The sequence below is a fragment of the Tumidithrix helvetica PCC 7403 genome, from assembly GCF_965232925.1.
In the GTDB taxonomy this organism is placed as follows: Bacteria; Cyanobacteriota; Cyanobacteriia; order Pseudanabaenales; family Pseudanabaenaceae; genus Tumidithrix; species Tumidithrix helvetica.
The window spans coordinates 56,331-73,105 of sequence record NZ_CBDDRA010000024.1 but is presented as its reverse complement, the minus strand read 5'-3'; the positions used below and the strand labels follow the sequence as shown (position 1 = coordinate 73,105).

Annotated in this window: 17 protein-coding genes, 1 tRNA gene and 1 pseudogene; 8 read left to right on the top strand and 11 right to left on the bottom strand. The window is 47.4% G+C overall.

Annotated features, from left to right (window positions below):
• The 5 genes from ACP2WE_RS19805 to ACP2WE_RS19785 form a co-directional block, all read right to left on the bottom strand.
• Positions 1 to 643: photosynthetic reaction center family protein (locus tag ACP2WE_RS19805; protein ID WP_503473946.1), on the bottom strand; the 643-nt coding region annotated here is incomplete at its 3' end.
• 143 nt (positions 644 to 786) lie between these two features.
• On the bottom strand, positions 787 to 2,112 hold the full coding sequence (locus ACP2WE_RS19800) for an FGGY-family carbohydrate kinase (RefSeq protein WP_425217265.1): 1,326 nt from the start codon (positions 2,110 to 2,112) through the stop codon (positions 787 to 789).
• Between the two features lie 154 nt (positions 2,113 to 2,266).
• Positions 2,267 to 2,800 carry a hypothetical protein gene (locus tag ACP2WE_RS19795; protein WP_425217264.1) on the bottom strand — a complete coding sequence of 178 codons (534 nt, stop codon included), beginning with the start codon at positions 2,798 to 2,800 and terminating at the stop codon, positions 2,267 to 2,269.
• 86 nt (positions 2,801 to 2,886) lie between these two features.
• Complete coding sequence (isiD, locus tag ACP2WE_RS19790; RefSeq protein WP_425217263.1) at positions 2,887 to 3,111, bottom strand: protein IsiD; 225 nt, start codon at positions 3,109 to 3,111, stop codon at positions 2,887 to 2,889.
• A 70-nt stretch (positions 3,112 to 3,181) separates the two neighbouring features.
• A tRNA-Ser gene (locus tag ACP2WE_RS19785) sits at positions 3,182 to 3,273 on the bottom strand.
• A gap of 87 nt (positions 3,274 to 3,360) precedes the next feature.
• Here ACP2WE_RS19785 and ACP2WE_RS19780 point away from each other — a divergent pair.
• Positions 3,361 to 3,513, top strand: coding sequence for a hypothetical protein (locus ACP2WE_RS19780; RefSeq protein WP_425217262.1), 153 nt, complete (start codon positions 3,361 to 3,363; stop codon positions 3,511 to 3,513).
• A 50-nt stretch (positions 3,514 to 3,563) separates the two neighbouring features.
• On the opposite strand, the gene ACP2WE_RS19775 is transcribed toward ACP2WE_RS19780, so the two are convergent.
• The 3 genes from ACP2WE_RS19775 to rpsD all read right to left on the bottom strand — a co-directional run bounded on the left by ACP2WE_RS19775 (position 3,564) and on the right by rpsD (position 5,558).
• A complete protein-coding gene (locus tag ACP2WE_RS19775) occupies positions 3,564 to 4,172 on the bottom strand; it encodes a DUF4335 domain-containing protein (RefSeq protein ID WP_425217261.1) in 609 nt (202 codons plus the stop codon).
• The gene (locus ACP2WE_RS19770) at positions 4,169 to 4,834 is read right to left on the bottom strand and encodes a DUF3038 domain-containing protein (RefSeq protein WP_425217260.1); all 666 of its coding nucleotides are present in this window, start codon (positions 4,832 to 4,834) and stop codon (positions 4,169 to 4,171) included. The genes ACP2WE_RS19775 and ACP2WE_RS19770 overlap by 4 nt, the downstream gene beginning before the upstream one ends.
• A gap of 115 nt (positions 4,835 to 4,949) precedes the next feature.
• Positions 4,950 to 5,558 (bottom strand): 30S ribosomal protein S4, encoded by a 609-nt coding sequence (rpsD, locus tag ACP2WE_RS19765; RefSeq protein WP_330483488.1) that lies wholly within the window; start codon positions 5,556 to 5,558, stop codon positions 4,950 to 4,952.
• A gap of 283 nt (positions 5,559 to 5,841) precedes the next feature.
• On the opposite strand from rpsD, the gene ACP2WE_RS19760 reads away from it, so the two are divergent.
• Together ACP2WE_RS19760 and ACP2WE_RS19755 are read left to right on the top strand one after the other, a co-directional pair.
• Positions 5,842 to 6,345, top strand: coding sequence for a DNA-processing protein DprA (locus ACP2WE_RS19760; protein WP_425217259.1), 504 nt, complete (start codon positions 5,842 to 5,844; stop codon positions 6,343 to 6,345).
• A gap of 95 nt (positions 6,346 to 6,440) precedes the next feature.
• Positions 6,441 to 6,812, top strand: a complete 372-nt coding sequence (locus ACP2WE_RS19755; protein WP_425217258.1) for a tetratricopeptide repeat protein — start codon at positions 6,441 to 6,443, stop codon at positions 6,810 to 6,812.
• Between the two features lie 27 nt (positions 6,813 to 6,839).
• On the opposite strand, the gene ACP2WE_RS19750 is transcribed toward ACP2WE_RS19755, so the two are convergent.
• From ACP2WE_RS19750 to ACP2WE_RS19740, 3 genes and pseudogenes are all read right to left on the bottom strand, one after another.
• On the bottom strand, positions 6,840 to 7,655 hold the full coding sequence (locus ACP2WE_RS19750) for a pentapeptide repeat-containing protein (protein WP_425217257.1): 816 nt from the start codon (positions 7,653 to 7,655) through the stop codon (positions 6,840 to 6,842).
• A gap of 390 nt (positions 7,656 to 8,045) precedes the next feature.
• Positions 8,046 to 9,143 carry a sensor histidine kinase gene (locus tag ACP2WE_RS19745; protein ID WP_425217256.1) on the bottom strand — a complete coding sequence of 366 codons (1,098 nt, stop codon included), beginning with the start codon at positions 9,141 to 9,143 and terminating at the stop codon, positions 8,046 to 8,048.
• A gap of 21 nt (positions 9,144 to 9,164) precedes the next feature.
• Positions 9,165 to 9,900, bottom strand: a pseudogene (locus ACP2WE_RS19740) (Uma2 family endonuclease).
• Positions 9,901 to 10,317: 417 nt separating this feature from the next.
• On the opposite strand from ACP2WE_RS19740, the gene kdpA reads away from it, so the two are divergent.
• The 5 genes from kdpA to ACP2WE_RS19715 all read left to right on the top strand — a co-directional run bounded on the left by kdpA (position 10,318) and on the right by ACP2WE_RS19715 (position 16,511).
• Positions 10,318 to 12,105: a potassium-transporting ATPase subunit KdpA gene (gene kdpA, locus ACP2WE_RS19735; RefSeq protein WP_425217267.1), complete on the top strand. Its 1,788-nt coding sequence runs from the start codon at positions 10,318 to 10,320 to the stop codon at positions 12,103 to 12,105.
• Positions 12,106 to 12,352: 247 nt separating this feature from the next.
• Entirely contained in the window at positions 12,353 to 14,416 is a 2,064-nt protein-coding gene (kdpB, locus tag ACP2WE_RS19730) for a potassium-transporting ATPase subunit KdpB (RefSeq protein ID WP_425217255.1), read from the top strand.
• A 34-nt stretch (positions 14,417 to 14,450) separates the two neighbouring features.
• Complete coding sequence (locus ACP2WE_RS19725; protein WP_425217254.1) at positions 14,451 to 14,681, top strand: potassium-transporting ATPase subunit F; 231 nt, start codon at positions 14,451 to 14,453, stop codon at positions 14,679 to 14,681.
• A 13-nt stretch (positions 14,682 to 14,694) separates the two neighbouring features.
• Positions 14,695 to 15,300 (top strand): K(+)-transporting ATPase subunit C, encoded by a 606-nt coding sequence (gene kdpC, locus ACP2WE_RS19720; protein ID WP_425217253.1) that lies wholly within the window; start codon positions 14,695 to 14,697, stop codon positions 15,298 to 15,300.
• A gap of 26 nt (positions 15,301 to 15,326) precedes the next feature.
• Entirely contained in the window at positions 15,327 to 16,511 is a 1,185-nt protein-coding gene (locus ACP2WE_RS19715) for a sensor histidine kinase KdpD (RefSeq protein ID WP_425217252.1), read from the top strand.
• The last annotated feature ends 264 nt before the right edge of the window (positions 16,512 to 16,775 follow it).

Genomic DNA, 16,775 nt, shown 5'->3' with positions numbered 1-16,775 from the left:
GCATGGCGCTGAATAAGCTACCACCGAATACGCCTGCTACGCCCAACATGTGGAAGGGGTGCATCAGGATGTTGTGTTCGGCTTGGAATACGATCATGAAGTTGAAGGTGCCGGAGATACCCAAAGGCATACCGTCAGAGAAGCTGCCTTGTCCGAGGGGGTAGATCAAGAATACGGCGGTGGCTGCAGCGACGGGGGCGCTGTATGCTACGGCGATCCATGGTCTCATGCCTAGACGGTAGGAAAGTTCCCATTCACGTCCCATGTAGCAGAAGATGCCGATCAGGAAGTGGAATACGACGAATTGGTAGGGACCACCGTTGTAGAGCCACTCGTCGAGGCTGTCTGCTTCCCAAATGGGGTAAAAGTGCAAGCCAATGGCGTTGGAGGAGGGCACGACTGCGCCAGAAATCATGTTGTTGCCGTATAGCAAGGAGCCGGATACGGGTTCGCGAATGCCGTCGATGTCCACGGGGGGGGCGGCGATGAAGGCGATTACGAAGCATGTGGTGGCAGCGAGCAAGCAAGGGATCATCAATACGCCGAACCAACCTATATAAATGCGGTTTTCGGTGCTGGTGATCCAGTTGCAGAACTGATCCCACAGACTAGCGCTTTCGCGTCTTTGTACTGCAGTTGTCATCTTGTATAAGTCCTAATGAATTAAGTATTTATTTAGGCTTGCGCCATGGATACTAAGTTAGAAGATTCATTGACTTTTGTAAAGGGAATTTTACAGATCTCTACCTATCGAGCGATCGCTCCCCAATTTGTCAAGTAGGGTAACTACATCGATTGAGGCTGAAGGATGGTTTGTTGTGCCAGTAAAGCTGTACCATAAGCAGCCTCGGTTTGAATTGCAGGGACGAGGGGAACTGCGAGATAACGTCGGCGAATATCCGTCCATGCGGCATTCTTAGCACCCCCACCTGCTGTGTAAATTTGAGCAATAGGTGAAGCACCGAGCGATCGCAAAAGTTCGTACCCTCTCGCTTCAATTTTTGCCATACTTTCCAGCAAGCCATGCAGAAATTCAACGGGATCGTCGGGACGGGGCGTTAAACGGGGAAGTAAATCGGGATCGTAAACCGGAAAGCGTTCTCCTTTGCTGGGCAAGGGGTAATAATCGAGATGGCTGGGTTGTGATGCGGGAATGCGCTCGCTGAATTCTTGCAGTTCGCGATCGCTAAAAAACTGCTTTAAAACTGCCCCACCCGTATTAGAGCCACCACCCACTAACCACAGAATTTCGCGATCGGTATCTAACCTATGGCTGTACAAACCATAACGAGGATCGTCTAAACGCACTTGACTGCAAATCTTGACAACCAACGTCGAACCCAAGGAAGTTACAGCCGCACCCACGGTCGGAGCAGAACTACCTATACTGGCAAAAAACGCTGCGGTGCTATCGGTTGTACCCGCACAGATCCAACAGTGGGGATGGATACCAAACTTTTGGGCTAGTTCTGGCTTCAGCAACGAGATCGCTTGACCAGGGACAAACACTTTGGGGAGTTGGACTTCAAGCTGGCATCGATGTAATTCAGCTTCTAGCCAATGCGTCAGCCAGTCGGGATAGCACAATTGCGCAACGTCATAGCCCAGCTTGAGGGCATTGTGGTAGTCGCTAATGCCCAAATTGCCATGGAGCAAAAAGCTCAACCAGTCGGCTTGATGCAAAAAATAATAGGGAGCATTCGATTGATTTGTGGCGCGATCAACATCGGCAAGCTGTGCGATCGCTTGCACCAACTTAGCCAAACTAGAGGTCGCACTCAAAACCGTGTGCCCCGCAGGCGCAAAGGTCTTCACCAAATCCACGATCTGAGCGTTGCAGGCATCACTATAAATATGAGGCTGACTCACGGGTTGCCCCTTGGCATCTGTAACTAAAACCGTAGCCGAGGTCGCATCCACAGCGATCGCCTGTAGTCCCTGTCTTACGTCAAAGGGCATCTGCTCCAGCAGTGAAAATAAAGCGGCTTCCCAAGTTGAAATATCTCGAATGCTATATTCACATCTAGCCGTAGCGTGAATTCTCCCCTCGGCGTCAATGGCGATCGCTCTTGCCCCTGAAGTGCCAAAGTCAATTCCAAGGTAGAGATTCATAAATTCTTTAGCCCCAATAGCGACCCCACTCATCCGCTGTCAGTACTTTTCAGGTTCAACAATCATTGCCATTCAGCCAGTTTGCAACGGGATTATTAGCAATCGCTTCTCAGTCGGTGGCTAACATAAACTTTTTATACCAAAATCCGCTCGATCAATCATTTTTGTGGAAGAAGAGTTTAGCAGCAGGGCTGTAGAGGAGTTGAAATGCCAGAAATCCCAGAAGTAATGCAGGTAGAATCTCTGAGATTATCCTTAACACCAGCTCTGGATAGCTGCTGTAGCCGCAAGAATAACTGGAAATGCTTAATGGATGATCTTTTTGCCAACACTCATAGGGCGGAGTAGGTAGAGGCTGCCATTGGACGATTGAGCGATAAATCAGTTGAAGAGAGGGGCTCTTGGGGATCGCCGTTACCATACCACCGATTAGAAAACTCACCGCCAACCATTTACCATAGCGTTTTCTTTTTTGCAGTCCCCAGAAAGTCAAAAAGAGCATAACAAATGTAAAGAAGCCAATTAGCAATGCGTGAATTGCTAGAGGGGATGAGCAGTTAAATGGTGGATCGGCTGAAGAACAATGAAACAAGCCAATTGGTAGAGCGATCGCCAAGCTTATCAGGGATAGCACCAAGAGAACTTGCGTAATCCAAACACTGGGTGGGCGATATATGGGATCGTTCATTTCTCTCCATTGGCTCTACGCTCAACACCGAGTAAGTTTCTGGCTCTCTTATTACTAAAGGTTGGTCGTGTAAAGCTAAAAGTCAATCAGCACTCGTCAAAAGCTTCCATATCGAGCAGGTGATAGTAAGGTTCGATCAAATTAGAACCTTTAAATGCTAAAGCACGTAGGGTATGCCAATCTTGTAGGCTTTCAAACGCACTAGGATAATCATCGGCTTCTAATCTCGCCGCAAGCTCTGCGACATCTGCGGCGGTGAGCTTGTCGATATCAATCTCTTTATCTTTTTCCTTTGAGGATTTTGTGCCCATTTTACGAAGATCCTAGAGCCAAGGCTCTCAATGAAAAAGTTAACGTGATACCTTACTAAGTACTTTAGAACGGAGAGGGAGGGATTCGAACCCTCGTTACGGAGTTACCTGCCGTAAAACAGATTAGCAATCTGCCGCCTTCAACCACTCGGCCACCTCTCCAAAGAGTAAGGATATATATATTATCAAATAGTTTGGCATTAGACACAAAAAATTTGCCAACTTTGCCAGAAACCTTTACCAATTCCCATGAGATCGATAACAGCTAGGGATTTGAGTTCGGCGCTATGTGCGAAGATTCAAAAAATGGCGTCGTTTTTGAGAATGGGATTGCCTCCGAGTAATCATGCAGCTAGGCACGATCGCAGCTACATTCCAAACAGCAAAGAAGCGATCGCCTAGGCGATCGCTTCTTTGTAAATCTGAATATTGCCCTATTTAAAAGGGTTTGGTTAGAAAGGTTTAGGAGGTAATGGTGTTGATAAAGGAGTAGTTTGAGCGGGTACAGCTCTTTCAGGCTTCGGTGCAGGTGTTGGTACGGGCACAAAATATAGGACTGTTGCTGCGATCGCCAGACTTGCAACTCCAGCAAAGGCAGGAGCTAGCTTTGCTGCTTGCTGTGGTTTGGCACGATAGGCTTCCGTGTCAAGGGAAAGGGTTAAATCTGGGACAACCTGCTTATCAAAACACAACTGATCGATGCCTTCCACTAAATCGAACAATTGCACTGTATTGAGCTGAATTTGAAAGGGCTGGGCATTGAGCGCCGTTGCCTCTGAGGCAGGAAGTTGCAATTTATGTAGGAACTTACCCTCAGGCTCGATCTTAATTTTGTCATTGGATAAGCTGACGAGATCGCCGCTTTGCAGGGCTTGCGTATAGAGATTGACGGAAATCGTGAGGGCGTTAATTAAATCGCGCCCCCCCACAATGCGCTCTTGGCAATGAGGAAAACGAAACTCAAAGTTCGTCATCATCGATACTACGCCTTCTGTGCCCGCCCCAATACCTTCAATCAGCAGGGTACAGTTAGGCAAACTATAGGTACGTTGAACGATCATGCCGTTGCTCCATCAAACAAACTATGCCAGAGTCTCAGCTCACCTGCTGTGCCGCTAGCAAACAAGAGTTGCGTTAACAATTGCAAACCTAATTCTTTAATGTCAGCCTTAGAAAGTGGTGAAGGCGATCGCATACGGCTCAGATAAAGGGAAGAAAACCTTTCAACATATAAATCTAAGTAAAACTGGCTTTGCTGTAACCCCAGAGCCTCAATTTTATTTTCGGCAACCTGCTGATGGGTAGTGACCAAGAGGCGCAAAATTGTGTTGAATTGCTGAGACATCGCACAAGTTAGCTTTACCAAAGCTCGTAACTCGTCCCAACCAAGGTTACTGCGTTGATAGTTACGCCGCAGGGGATTGGCATTACGCAGTCGCCAAAAGCTAACTCGATTGGGAATTACGGCTTCTAGTTTAAGTTGTGGCACAAGTGCCAACATTGCCTCAATGGCTTGCAGATCGATCGCCTCGATCGCCAGCATGAGGTTATCGATATCCATTCGCACGCTGCGAGGACATCCCCGAGCAAAGTGATGGGGAACGGGTAAATCTATTTCGGCTTGAGCGGTCTGGGAAATATTTAACTGCATAGTTAGCAGTAAGGTTAAAACTCGTAGATTGTACCCAGTTAAATAGACGCAAGCTACAGGCAGTTTGCCCATAGCTCTTAATCTTACTTAACATTTAGCTTTTCAGTGCATCAAGATCTTCAAAGATCGATCGTTTGGTCAAAACAATCGATGGGGCAGAAGAAAGCGACCGCTGAACTCCGAACGATTAGGCTTGACGTGAATAGTACTCGATCACAAGTAGCTCGTTGACTTGTAATGCCACCCACTCGCGCTCAACCAAACCGTTGATTTTGCCGCTTAACTTAGATTTGTCAAATTCTAAATGGCTGGGGGTGTTGGCAAGACCAGGAAATTCTAGGTTATGTTCGACTAACTTGCGAGATTTTTCTTGATCTTTAACGCCAATGGCTTCACCGGGGCGGCATCCATAACTAGGGATAGATACCACTTTGCCGTTGACTGTGATGTGACCGTGATTGACCAACTGACGAGCAGAGGGAATGGTAGGAGCCAAACCTAGGCGAAATACAATGTTGTCTAGTCGCATTTCTAACAGTTGCAGCAATACTAAGCCTGTAGAACCTTTGACTCGTCTGGCTCTTCGTACGTAGCGTAGCAATTGCCTTTCGTTTAAGCCGTAGTTAAACCGCAACTTTTGCTTTTCTTCTAGACGTACAGCGAATTCCGAACGCTTTTTGCGCTCTTGCCCATGCTGCCCAGGCGGATAAGCATGTTTAGGCTGCTTACGACTGAGACCAGGCAATTCTCCTAATCGTCTTACTATTCTGAGGCGTGGTCCCCGATATCGAGACATGACTCCTTCCTTAAAGATAAAAACTTTTTTAGCCTATCTAGTATAGGATAATCATTGCAAAACTTGTTATCAGAAAATATAGACTTACGAAAAAGAAACTAAAGATTTTGTGGAAAAGTAGGTCAAATTTGCTTTTACCCATCTAAAAGTTTCTCAAGATCGCAATTTCTGTAAAGAATTTGGCTCTAGATGATCTGGATAGCACCGTTAGTTAGGTGATATTGTTTTGCTATGGTCACCCGATGGGCATCTCATAATTAAGCAGTGAACGAGAGGGGCTTGCTTGACTCAGTCAATTAATTTACCAAAGCTTGATGATTTTTTACAGGAACTCGCTACGATTCAGCAGCAGAGTTCTAAGCGCGTGGCAATCTTGGGCTCGCGGCATGTGCCTTTAACCCATCAGCATCTGATCGAGTTACTCAGCTACGCACTTGCCTTGGCTGGGAATCGCATCATTACCTCTGGCGCAACAGGTACAAATTTCGCCGTGATTCGCGGTGCGATGCGCGCCGATCCTAATTTGCTGACAGTGATTTTGCCGCAAAGTTTATCTCGACAGCCTGCAGAGTCACGCGATCAGCTTGAAAATGTCATCCATCTAATCGAGCATAGTGAAAGCGATCAAATGTCTCTGGCTGAGGCGAGTGCGTCATGCAACCAAGAGATTATTACTAAGTGCCAGCAGTTGATCTGCTTTGCCTATCATGACAGCCAAACCTTGCTGCAAACCTGCAACGATGCCGAGGAACAACGCAAGGTCGTTACTCTGTTTTATTTCGATTAGTTGTCAGTTGTCAGTTTTCGGTTGTCATCAGCATTCTCAGAATTCTCAATTCCCAGAATACTGATGACCGATCGCCAATTACCGATAACCTGTCTATGATTTACTTTCTGGTAATTTTCTCGATCGTGGCGATCTTGGTATTTTTAGAGGTAAATTATTCCTTTCTACAACGCCTATCGCCTACGGAAGATAACCGAAGTGCGACCGCGCTCTCTTATGTCGATCGCGGCATCAAAAAATTTCAAGCAGGGGATCATAAAGGTGCGATCGCTGACTACAACGAAGCCCTGCGGCTTAAGTCCGACTGTGCCCTTGCTTTTTACAATCGTGGAGTTGCCAAGGGTAAGTTACGCGATCGCCAAGGTGCACTTGTAGACCTCAATGAGGCTGCCCGCCTCTCTCAACAACAGGGGCAAATGGACGATTATCGAAGAGCGATCGCGCTGATCGCGCTGATTAAGAATTAATAACTTAAGAATTAACACTGCGATCGATCAGCAACCTGAATTATCAACGCGACCATCTGGCATCGTCGTATTACAGAATATACTAGCAGCGAAGTCTGTCTTCATCAGGGTTGCCCGATAAAAGTAAGTTTTAAACAGGTTGGCTTTACTAAATCTAGCTCCAGCAAGGTTAGTCTTGCCAAGGTTAGCGGCTGTAAGATTGGCTCCAGTAAGATTGGCTCCTTCAAGGTTTGCACCAAAGAGGTTGGCACCTTCGAGGTTGGCTTCAGTAAGATTAGCTCCTTCAAGATTTGCGCCAGAGAGGGTTGCTTCCGTGAGATTAGCGCTACTGAGATTGGAGCTAGTCAGGGATGCTCCAGTGAGATTCGCTTCAATCAGACTAGCTCTACGGAGATTAGCTCCACTCAGGTAGGCATCACAGAGGTTAGCTTCAATTAGATAAGCACCTTCAAGATTGGCTCTACTGAGGTAAGCGTCAAAGAGACTAGCCCTACTAAGGTAGGCTGCCGCAAGATTGGCTTCAATCAGGTTGGCTTCATTCAGATTAGCTTCATTTAGATTGGCAAAACTGAGGTTGGCTTCACTGAGGTTAGCGCCTTCGAGATTCGCTCCTTTAAGGTTAGCTTCACTGAGGTTGGCTTCGAAAAGGTTGGATCTACTGAGGTAGGCATCAAATAGGTTAGCGCCACTGAGGTCAGTACCACTAAGGTCGCCACCACTGAGGTTGGCTTCACTGAGGTTGGCTTTGCTGAGATTGGCTTTACTCACACTAAACCTCTCCCCAGTTTTACCATCGGTTTCCAGCCATTCCCTGTGCTTTTCTAGCTTTTCTTGAATATCCATCAGTTAAGTACCACACATGCGCACTAGGTCTAGGTCTATCTTTTCATGCCCCTGTAAGATCTAGGTAGTTTTTGTATTGAATAGCCTAAAAATTAATGTTACACCTCAGATTAAAAAGACGCGAGTTCAACAGTCCTATATCTTACCTCTCCCCACCCCCTCTCCTCGCGGGAGAGGGGCTTGAAAACCCCATTTTTTCTTGCTCCTCCCCCGCCTTTTAGGAGAGGGAGGCTGGGAGGGAGAGGTTCAACGATTAGAAGTCAAGTTTTCCGAGCAACAACTAAGCGCTGATGGAGGAATACTGCTCACCAAGCAAGCAGAAGAGAGTATCATAACAAACGAAACAACTCGTCATCTTCTACCACAAAATCTTCATGGTATGAATAGGGCTTAATTCAGTAGCGTAAAGCCAAACATAGCACCTTTAGGAACTTGGTTTTCTGCCCAAATTTTACCGCCATGGGCTTCGATAATTTGACGACTGAGATAAAGCCCCAAGCCCGAACCCGTATTGAGTCGGCGGTAGGCATCTGGATGGGAATCGCTTTCACCTTGATAAAACCGATCGAATAGGTGGGGCAAATCTTCTGGGGCAATCCCTGACCCCGTATCTAAAATTTTGGCAATACAGGTATGGGGGGGCGCTTCTAAAATTAGCCGAATTTCACTGCCGCGAATGCTGTGGTGCAGGGCATTCGCAAGTAGATTCACAAATACTCGTTCTAATTGCAGAGCATCGGCATGTAACCAAAAATGGGCAAAACTACTCATGACTTCCATCCGAATTTCGATCTCGCGGCTGGAGGCGATCGCGGCGATCGCTTCGGTAGCTTCTCTGGCAATTTCCACGAGGTTTACCCTAGTAACCTGTAACCTCAGCCCTCTGGCATCGTTATGAAAGACATCCAAAAGCATCTGTACAATTCGCAGGGTATTTCCATGACTTTTTCGCAAGGTCTCAAATACCTGCTTTTGCTCGGATGTGACCTCGCCAAATTTTCCGTTGGCAAGAAATCGCATCATTTCAATCGCACCTAGTAAGGGTGTCTTGAGATCGTGGGTGAGGGTCGCGATGAAATCTTCTCTCACCTTTGCCAAAGCTTCTTGAGCGTGCAACTGTATTTTCACCTTGGTCACATCCTCAGCATAGTCGCGATTGCGATCGGTGAGAATGAAGGTGACGATTAAGGCAACGATCGCGATCGTGCGGTTGGCTACCGTTGAAGCAGCAAAAGACCATCCTGGAATCCATAAATCGCCCAAGGTCAAGACGATCGCTAGTGCATAAATCCAAAGAGAAGTGGAGCGGCGAAAACGAGAACCTACGATTGCGAGTGGAGCTGTATAGAGGTAGCCAAAGATATAGTCTGGTGGTGTTGAGTATTCCAACACCCCGATTACAACAAATAGAGAGATCGCGACAACACGCGCATCAAATTCCATGCCAGCGATGAACAGACTATTTTGAGGGTGGGATGTAGTGGGCATGGAATCAAGGCAAAGTAATTTTTATTGAGGGAGTTCGCCAAAGCGATCGCGATATTGTTTGAGCATTGCCTCCATATCGACTAGTTTTTGGGTAGCTTCCTCGGCTCGTAGCCGTTCTTGCTCAGCCCGTAAGCTCTCTTGCTCGGCCCGTAAACTTTCTTGCTCGGCTCGTAAACTTTCTTGCTCTAACATCCTATGGATTTCAATATAAGAATGAAACTTAGTTCCGTCAGGTCGATAGATTTGAAGTTCATTAGTTGACAAATCAAAGCGAATGCCGAGTCGAGGACTGACCCAATTATGAGATTCGGGAATGCTATCCAAACTACTACCGTTTCTAACCCAGATTTCTAGATTGTCATTCTCAGGGTTATAAATGTAATACTCTTCAACGCCGTAGCGATCGTAGAAAAGCAGTTTTTTTTGCCATGTCTACAGACTTATTGCTAAGCGAGAGAATCTCGAAGACAACTTGAGGAGCGATATTGCCCTCTTCCCATTGTTTGTAGGAGCCTCTATCTCCTTTGGGACGACCAAATACCACCATCGTGTCTGGGACAGCCGAAATTTCAGTTTGTCCCTCAACGGGATACCACAATAAATCACCAGCAACAAAGACTTGAGGGTCGTTGCTGTATAGCCAGTCAATATTTTGCTGGATTGTCAAAATCCATCGAAACTGCTTGGTATTGTCCGCCATTGGTTTCCCATCGCTTTCGGGATAAATAATTTCAGTTTTGCTCAGTTGGCTGACCATAGGTTTTGGCTCCTGAACTCATTGGTTGCTTTTATTATATAGCGAAGGATTGGGATCGCTTAGCTGGATTTGTTTGCAGCGATCACGAATAGATTGTATAGCGGTGTTCAAATGAGAAGAGTATAGTTGAAAGCCTGCTATAGAAAGCTTTGGCCCTATATCTCTTGCTTGTTCCGAAGTGAAAAACGCTATAGATGGTAACCTTGACGGATAGAATATGGTTTCGAGTCTGTTTAGCGATCCTTAAAGAACCGCGTTTAGATGGTTTCTAAACACGACCTATATCAAGCTTATAAATCGCGACTAAACGCCAGACTATACCTTGCGCAACATGGATTTTCGCGCAAAGATCGAGGAGTTATCGAGTTTACGTTTAAGCCTGTCGATCGCATCTCAAGCACTCGCATTTTAAGCAATATGTTTCAAGGATTTCTGCAAATCGCCCTTACCTTACTAACGATCGTCGCGATCGCGCCCTTTTTGGGCAACTACATGGCGCGTGTATTTCTTGAAGAGAAAACCTTTCTAGATCCCGTGGTACTGCCCATCGAGCGATTCATCTATGCCCTATTTGGCATTCACAAAAGTAAATCGAATGGGAATATGACAGGCTGGCAATATATTCGTGCCTTGCTCTATAGCAACCTCGTCATGGCTGCGTTCATCTACGCGATCTTTACGTTTCAAGGTTCGCTGCCGATGAATCCTACGGGCTTACCTGCGCCCACTTGGGACACTTCTTTGCACACGGCAATTTCGTTCGTTACGAATACGAATCAACAGCATTATTCTGGCGAAACTACCTTTAGCTATTTCAGTCAGATGTTCGCTTTGGGGTTTATGTTTTTCACCTCGGCGGGAACGGGTCTAGCAGTTGGAATTGCCTTCATTCGTGGTTTGACAGGGCGATCGCTGGGCAATTTCCATCGCGATTTAACCCTTGCGATTACGCGGATCCTATTACCACTCTCGATCGTGGGCGGCATCTTATTGCTGATTGCGGGCGTGCCTGAAACCCTAGCTTCACCGAAAATAATTACGACCCTAGAGGGAGCAACCCAAGCGATCGCACTGGGTCCCGTCGCTCACTTTGAAATTATCAAGCAATTGGGCGAGAATGGCGGTGGTTTCTTTGCGATTAACTCCGCCCATCCCTTTGAGAACCCCAGTGCTGCCTCCAACCTAATCGCAACAATTGCTATGGTCGCCATCCCAGCTTCATTGATTTATACCTATGGTATCTTTGCCAATAATCGCAAGCAAGGTTGGCTAATTTTCTGGATGGTGTTTGGAATTGCACTCGTCCTGATTGCAATTGCTGCGATCGGTGAATTTCAAGGCAATCCCTTAGTCAACAGTTCCCTCGGATCCCTAGGCACAAATGCACCTAATTTAGAAGGGAAAGAAGTTCGCTTTGGTTGGGCGCAGACAGCTTTATTTGCAGCAATCACGACGGCAACCATGTGCGGAGCGGTGAATGGCATGCATGACTCCCTCATGCCCACGGGTGGCTTTGTGACCCTGTTTAATATGTTCTTGCAGATCGTCTGGGGCGGACAGGGCACGGGTACTGCTTATATCTTTGTCATGCTAATTTTGACCGTATTTCTCACAGGGTTGATGGTAGGACGTACACCAGAATTTCTCGGTCGCAAAATTGAGAAACGCGAAATCATTCTCTCTAGCGTAATTTTGCTTGTTCATCCCATTGCGATCCTGATTCCAACGGCAATTACCCTCGCCTTTCCCGACTTTCTATCTACTCTCACCAATCCTGGATTGACCGATCCCGCTCAAATCAAAGCTGTTGCCGATGCTTGGAGTGCGAGTGGGGCAAGCAATCTCAGTTTTCACGGTCTTTCTCAGATCGTCTATGAATACACTTCAGCCGCAGCCAATAACGGTTCGGGATTTGAGGGCTTGGGTGACAGCCAACCCGCCCCAACCGCTCTATGGTGGAATCTCAGCACTTGCTTTAGCCTTCTAGTCGGTCGCTATGTCCCAATTATCGCGCTGCTGCTCCTTGCAGAGAGTATGACGAACAAGCAACCCGTACCCCAAACGGCAGGCACGCTCCGCACCGATACAGGGCTGTTTACAGGCGTGACTACTGGGGTAATTCTCATCCTCGGTGCGCTCACCTTCTTCCCCGTTCTGGCTCTCGGTGCGATCGCTGAAGCATTTCAAATTGCCAGAGGTAGCTAGCCTTAGAGCCTTCGCCCCTGTACTTTTTTCTAAGGTTTCCTGTTGCTTCGTTTTGGGTTTAGATCCCCCCAGCCCCTCTTAATAAGGGGGGAGAATCTAGGAAGTCCCCCTTATTAAGGGGGATGCCCAATAGGGCAGGGGGATCGAACCCTTTGGATAAATGGAATGCGCGCACAAGGCAGTCACCTTCAGAAGGATGTGTAGTAACTCTCCTCATCAGACAAACATAAACTTTCAACTGTTCCCTATGACAAATCCATCGCGCCGCAAAACGGCAAAAGTTGATACTTCTGGACTCTATCAAAGGGCAATTCTGGAGTCCTTTACCAAGCTCAATCCCCGCAATGCCGTTAAGAATCCCGTCATGTTCATCGTCTGGATCGGTACGATTGTCACAGCCCTCGTGACGATTGAGCCCAATCTCTTCGGTCAGGTGAGTGGAACGAATCCTAGACTACTGAATGGGTTAATTACGTTCATTCTGTTTTTTACGGTGGTATTTGCCAACTTTGCCGAAGCTGTAGCCGAAGGACGAGGAAAGGCACAGGCGGATTCGCTTAGAGCCACCAAGTCGGATACGACAGCACGCAAATTACTTCCCGATGGTTCGATTCAAGAAATTAGCTCCACGACGCTCAGAAAAGACGACACGATTAAAGTTATCGCTGGGGATATGATTCCCGCCGATGGTGAAGTGATTGGTGGGATTGCCTCTGTGGACGAGTCCGCGATCACGGGTGAGTCGGCTCCCGTGCTTAAGGAACCAGGCTCTGACATGGCAAGCTCAGTTACAGGCGGAACGCGGATTATCTCAGACGAATTGGTAATTAGGGTCACTTCCGATCCTGGGAAAGGATTTATCGATCGCATGATTGCGCTTGTCGAAGGCGCCGAACGTAGTAAAACCCCCAATGAAATTGCCTTGACCGTACTTTTAGCCGTACTCACGCAGGTGTTTCTGATCGTGGTGGTGACCTTGCCACCGATCGCCAACAATGTCAAAAGTCCAGTCAGCGTAGCATTGCTGATTTCTTTGCTCGTAGCATTGATTCCCACGACGATTGGCGGCTTGCTCAGCGCGATCGGAATTGCAGGCATGGATCGGGTCGCCCAGTTTAATGTGGTGGCAACTTCTGGACGCGCCGTAGAAGCCTGTGGCGATGTCAGTACGCTGATTCTCGATAAGACGGGTACGATCACGCTCGGTAATCGCCTAGCGGAGGAATTTATTCCCGTGAATGGAAATTCGCTCCAAGAGATGGCGAACGTTGCCCTTGCTGCCAGTGTATTTGACGAGACCCCAGAAGGAAAGTCGATTGTCCGACTGGCAGAGAAGCTAGAGGCAACAGTGGATTTTGAGCGATCGCAAGCAGAAGGCATCGATTTCTCGGCAAAAACCAGAATGAGCGGTACAAATTTACCTGATGGAAAGGAAGTTCGTAAAGGTGCAGTGGAGTCGGTCAAGGGCTTCGTGCGATCGCGGGGTGGGGCAAGCGCCCAAATCTCCTCAGAATTAGATCTTGCCTACGAGCGGGTATCTAGGCTGGGCGGTACGCCGCTAGCGGTTTGCCAAAACGATCGCATTTATGGCGTGATTTACCTCAAAGACATTATCAAACCCGGCATTCGCGAACGCTTCGATCAACTCAGGCGCATGGGTGTGCGCACGGTGATGCTGACCGGTGATAATCGGATTACGGCAGAAGTGATTGCCGCTGAAGCAGGGGTGGATGATTTTATTGCCGAAGCCACACCTGAAGATAAGATCAGCGTGATCCAGCGCGAACAGGCGGAAGGCAAAATCGTGGCGATGACAGGAGATGGCACGAATGATGCCCCTGCCCTCGCCCAAGCCAATGTTGGCGTTGCTATGAACTCTGGTACGCAGGCAGCCAAGGAGGCAGCGAACATGGTGGATCTAGATTCCGATCCGACGAAGCTGATCGATTTGGTGACGATTGGGAAACAGCTCTTGATTACGCGCGGAGCCCTGACCACATTTTCGATCGCCAATGATGTTGCCAAATACTTTGCGATTATTCCTGCGATGTTTGCCAGTGCTGGCATTGGAGGCATGAATGTATTGCTTCTCAGTAGTCCGAATTCAGCCGTACTCTCGGCACTGATCTATAATGCCCTGATTATTCCAGCCCTGATTCCCTTAGCGCTCAAGGGCGTGCAATTCCGTCCCCTCACTGCCGATCAGCTCCTGCAACGGAATATTCTGATTTACGGCTTGGGTGGTGTGATTGCCCCCTTTATAGCGATTAAAGGCATCGATATCGCGATCGCGGCAGTGGGTCTTGCCTAATTCTATCGTTCTCAATTTTCACGAACTTAAAACTATGCACAGCAATCAAGTTTTCGCTCAAGTTAAGCAGCAATGGCAAAAACGGAGAGTTCCCCTAAAACTATTTCTGTTTATGTGTGCCAACCTCGCGGTTGCGCCAGCCATCTATGCCAATAACGAAGGGATTTCGCAAGGACAGGCTTATGCGATCGGGTTGCTCATTCTCACGACCTTCGTTCTTTCTGTCTATCTATTTGTTGTCATGTTCGTACCTGAAAAATTTTAAAGGGAAAGTTTAAATGTTATTCCTGCGAGAAATTACTACTGCTATCCGTGCAACCCTCGTTCTGTGGGTGCTTACCGCTGTGCTCTATCCTGTTTTGATGCTGGGGATTGGTGCAATCTTTCCCTATCAGGCAAACGGCAGCATGATTGTCAGTCAAGGGAAAGTTGTGGGTTCGGCTTTGATCGGACAGAACTTTACGGCTGATAAGTATTTTTGGGGTCGTCCCAGTACTACTAACTACAGCAGTTTTACGGATAAAGAGAAAGATCCTAAAAATATCGGTCAAACGACGGGTGTATCGGGAGCTAGCAACTATGCCCCCAGCAATCCCGACCTGCTCAAGCGCGTTTCAGATACCATCGGGAACCTCAAAAAGGCAGGTGTTACGCCAACCGCCGATCTGGTCTATACTTCTGGCTCTTCTCTCGACCCCCATATTACGCCAGAAGGTGCAAAAGCCCAGCTCGATCGCGTCGCAAAAGCGAGATCTTTACCAGCCACCCAAATCGAACCTCTAATTGCCAAGAATACGGAAGCGAGATTCTTGGGCATCTTTGGCGAGCCTGCTGTGAACGTGCTTAAGTTAAATTTAGATCTAGATGTATTGAAGCCAATTTAGTCAAATCCCGATCGCAATCTACTCCCATGATTTCTTCTCAAGATGCCCAAAATTCTCAAAACGCCCAAGAGAGCGATACCCAAAACCATTACGAGCGACCTCAACGGCGCGGCAAGCATAAGGTGTTTATTGGCATGGCTCCGGGAGTTGGCAAAACCTATCGAATGCTAGACGAAGCCCATCAAATGAAAGCGGATGGTATTGATGTCGCGATCGGCTTGGTCGAAACTCACGGTCGTAAGGAAACGGCAGCAAAAATCGAGGGTTTGGAGGTGATTCCATGCCAGCAGATCGTTCGGGGCGGGGTGACGCTCCCCGAAATGGATACCGAGGCGATTTTACAACGTCGCCCCCAAGTGGTTCTCATTGACGAACTCGCACATACGAATGTATTTGGTTCGCAACGAGAAAAGCGCTATCAGGATGTTGAAGTCATTCTCACCGCTGGCATTGACGTGCTTTCGACTGTGAATATTCAGCATCTAGAGAGCCTCAACGATCTGGTTGCCAGAATTACTGGCGTAGTTGTGAGAGAGCGCATCCCCGATCCATTTTTGGATGAAGCGGATGAGTTGGTGGTTGTGGATGTAACACCTGAAACTTTAGAGGAACGCCTCAAAGAAGGAAAAATCTACGCTCCCAATAAAATTCAGCAATCCTTAGAAAACTTCTTTCAGCGTAAAAATCTAGTAGCTCTGCGCGAACTAGCCCTGCGCGAAGTTGCCGACAACATCGAAGAAGATCGCTATGAAGAGCAAAATTCCCTACCTCGGAGTGCGATCGCGGGTCACAGTTCCACCCATAAATTTTGTAATATCCATGAAAGTGTGATGGTCTGCATCTCGACCTATCCTAACTCTATGCGCCTATTACGCCGTGGGGCGAGAATCGCCAGTTATATGAATGCGAGGCTATACATTCTATTTGTCGAGAACCCCGATCGCTTTCTCACGAAAGAAGAGAGCTTACATATTGAGACCTGCGAACGCCTATGTCGCGAATTTAATGGAACCTTCTTACGGCAAAGCAGCCACGATGTTACCAAAGCGATTATCGATATGGCAGATAAGTATCATATTACGCAAATTGTGATCGGGGAGAGTCTCAAATCACGCTGGGAAATGTTTTTAAAAGGTTCTCTCACGCAAAACATCGTGCGATCGCTAAAACATATCGACCTACATATCATTGGTATCGATCGGGATGTGTAGAGAAGTAAAGGGATTTCTACTATAGCAATCAGGAATCATAGGTAATACCAATTTAATTGGTGAAAGCAACAGATAGGAAATGCAAGACACTGTAATCCTTAACTACATGCTAGATCTGTTACCCTCGGTCTTTAAATTGGTATAAGAGATTCTTTCATTTACGTGAATTCAATGAACCTCTCCCTCCCAGCCTCCCACTCCTAAAAGGCGAGAGAGGAGCAAGAAAAAATGGGGTTTTCAAGCCCCTCTCCTGCGAGGAGAGGG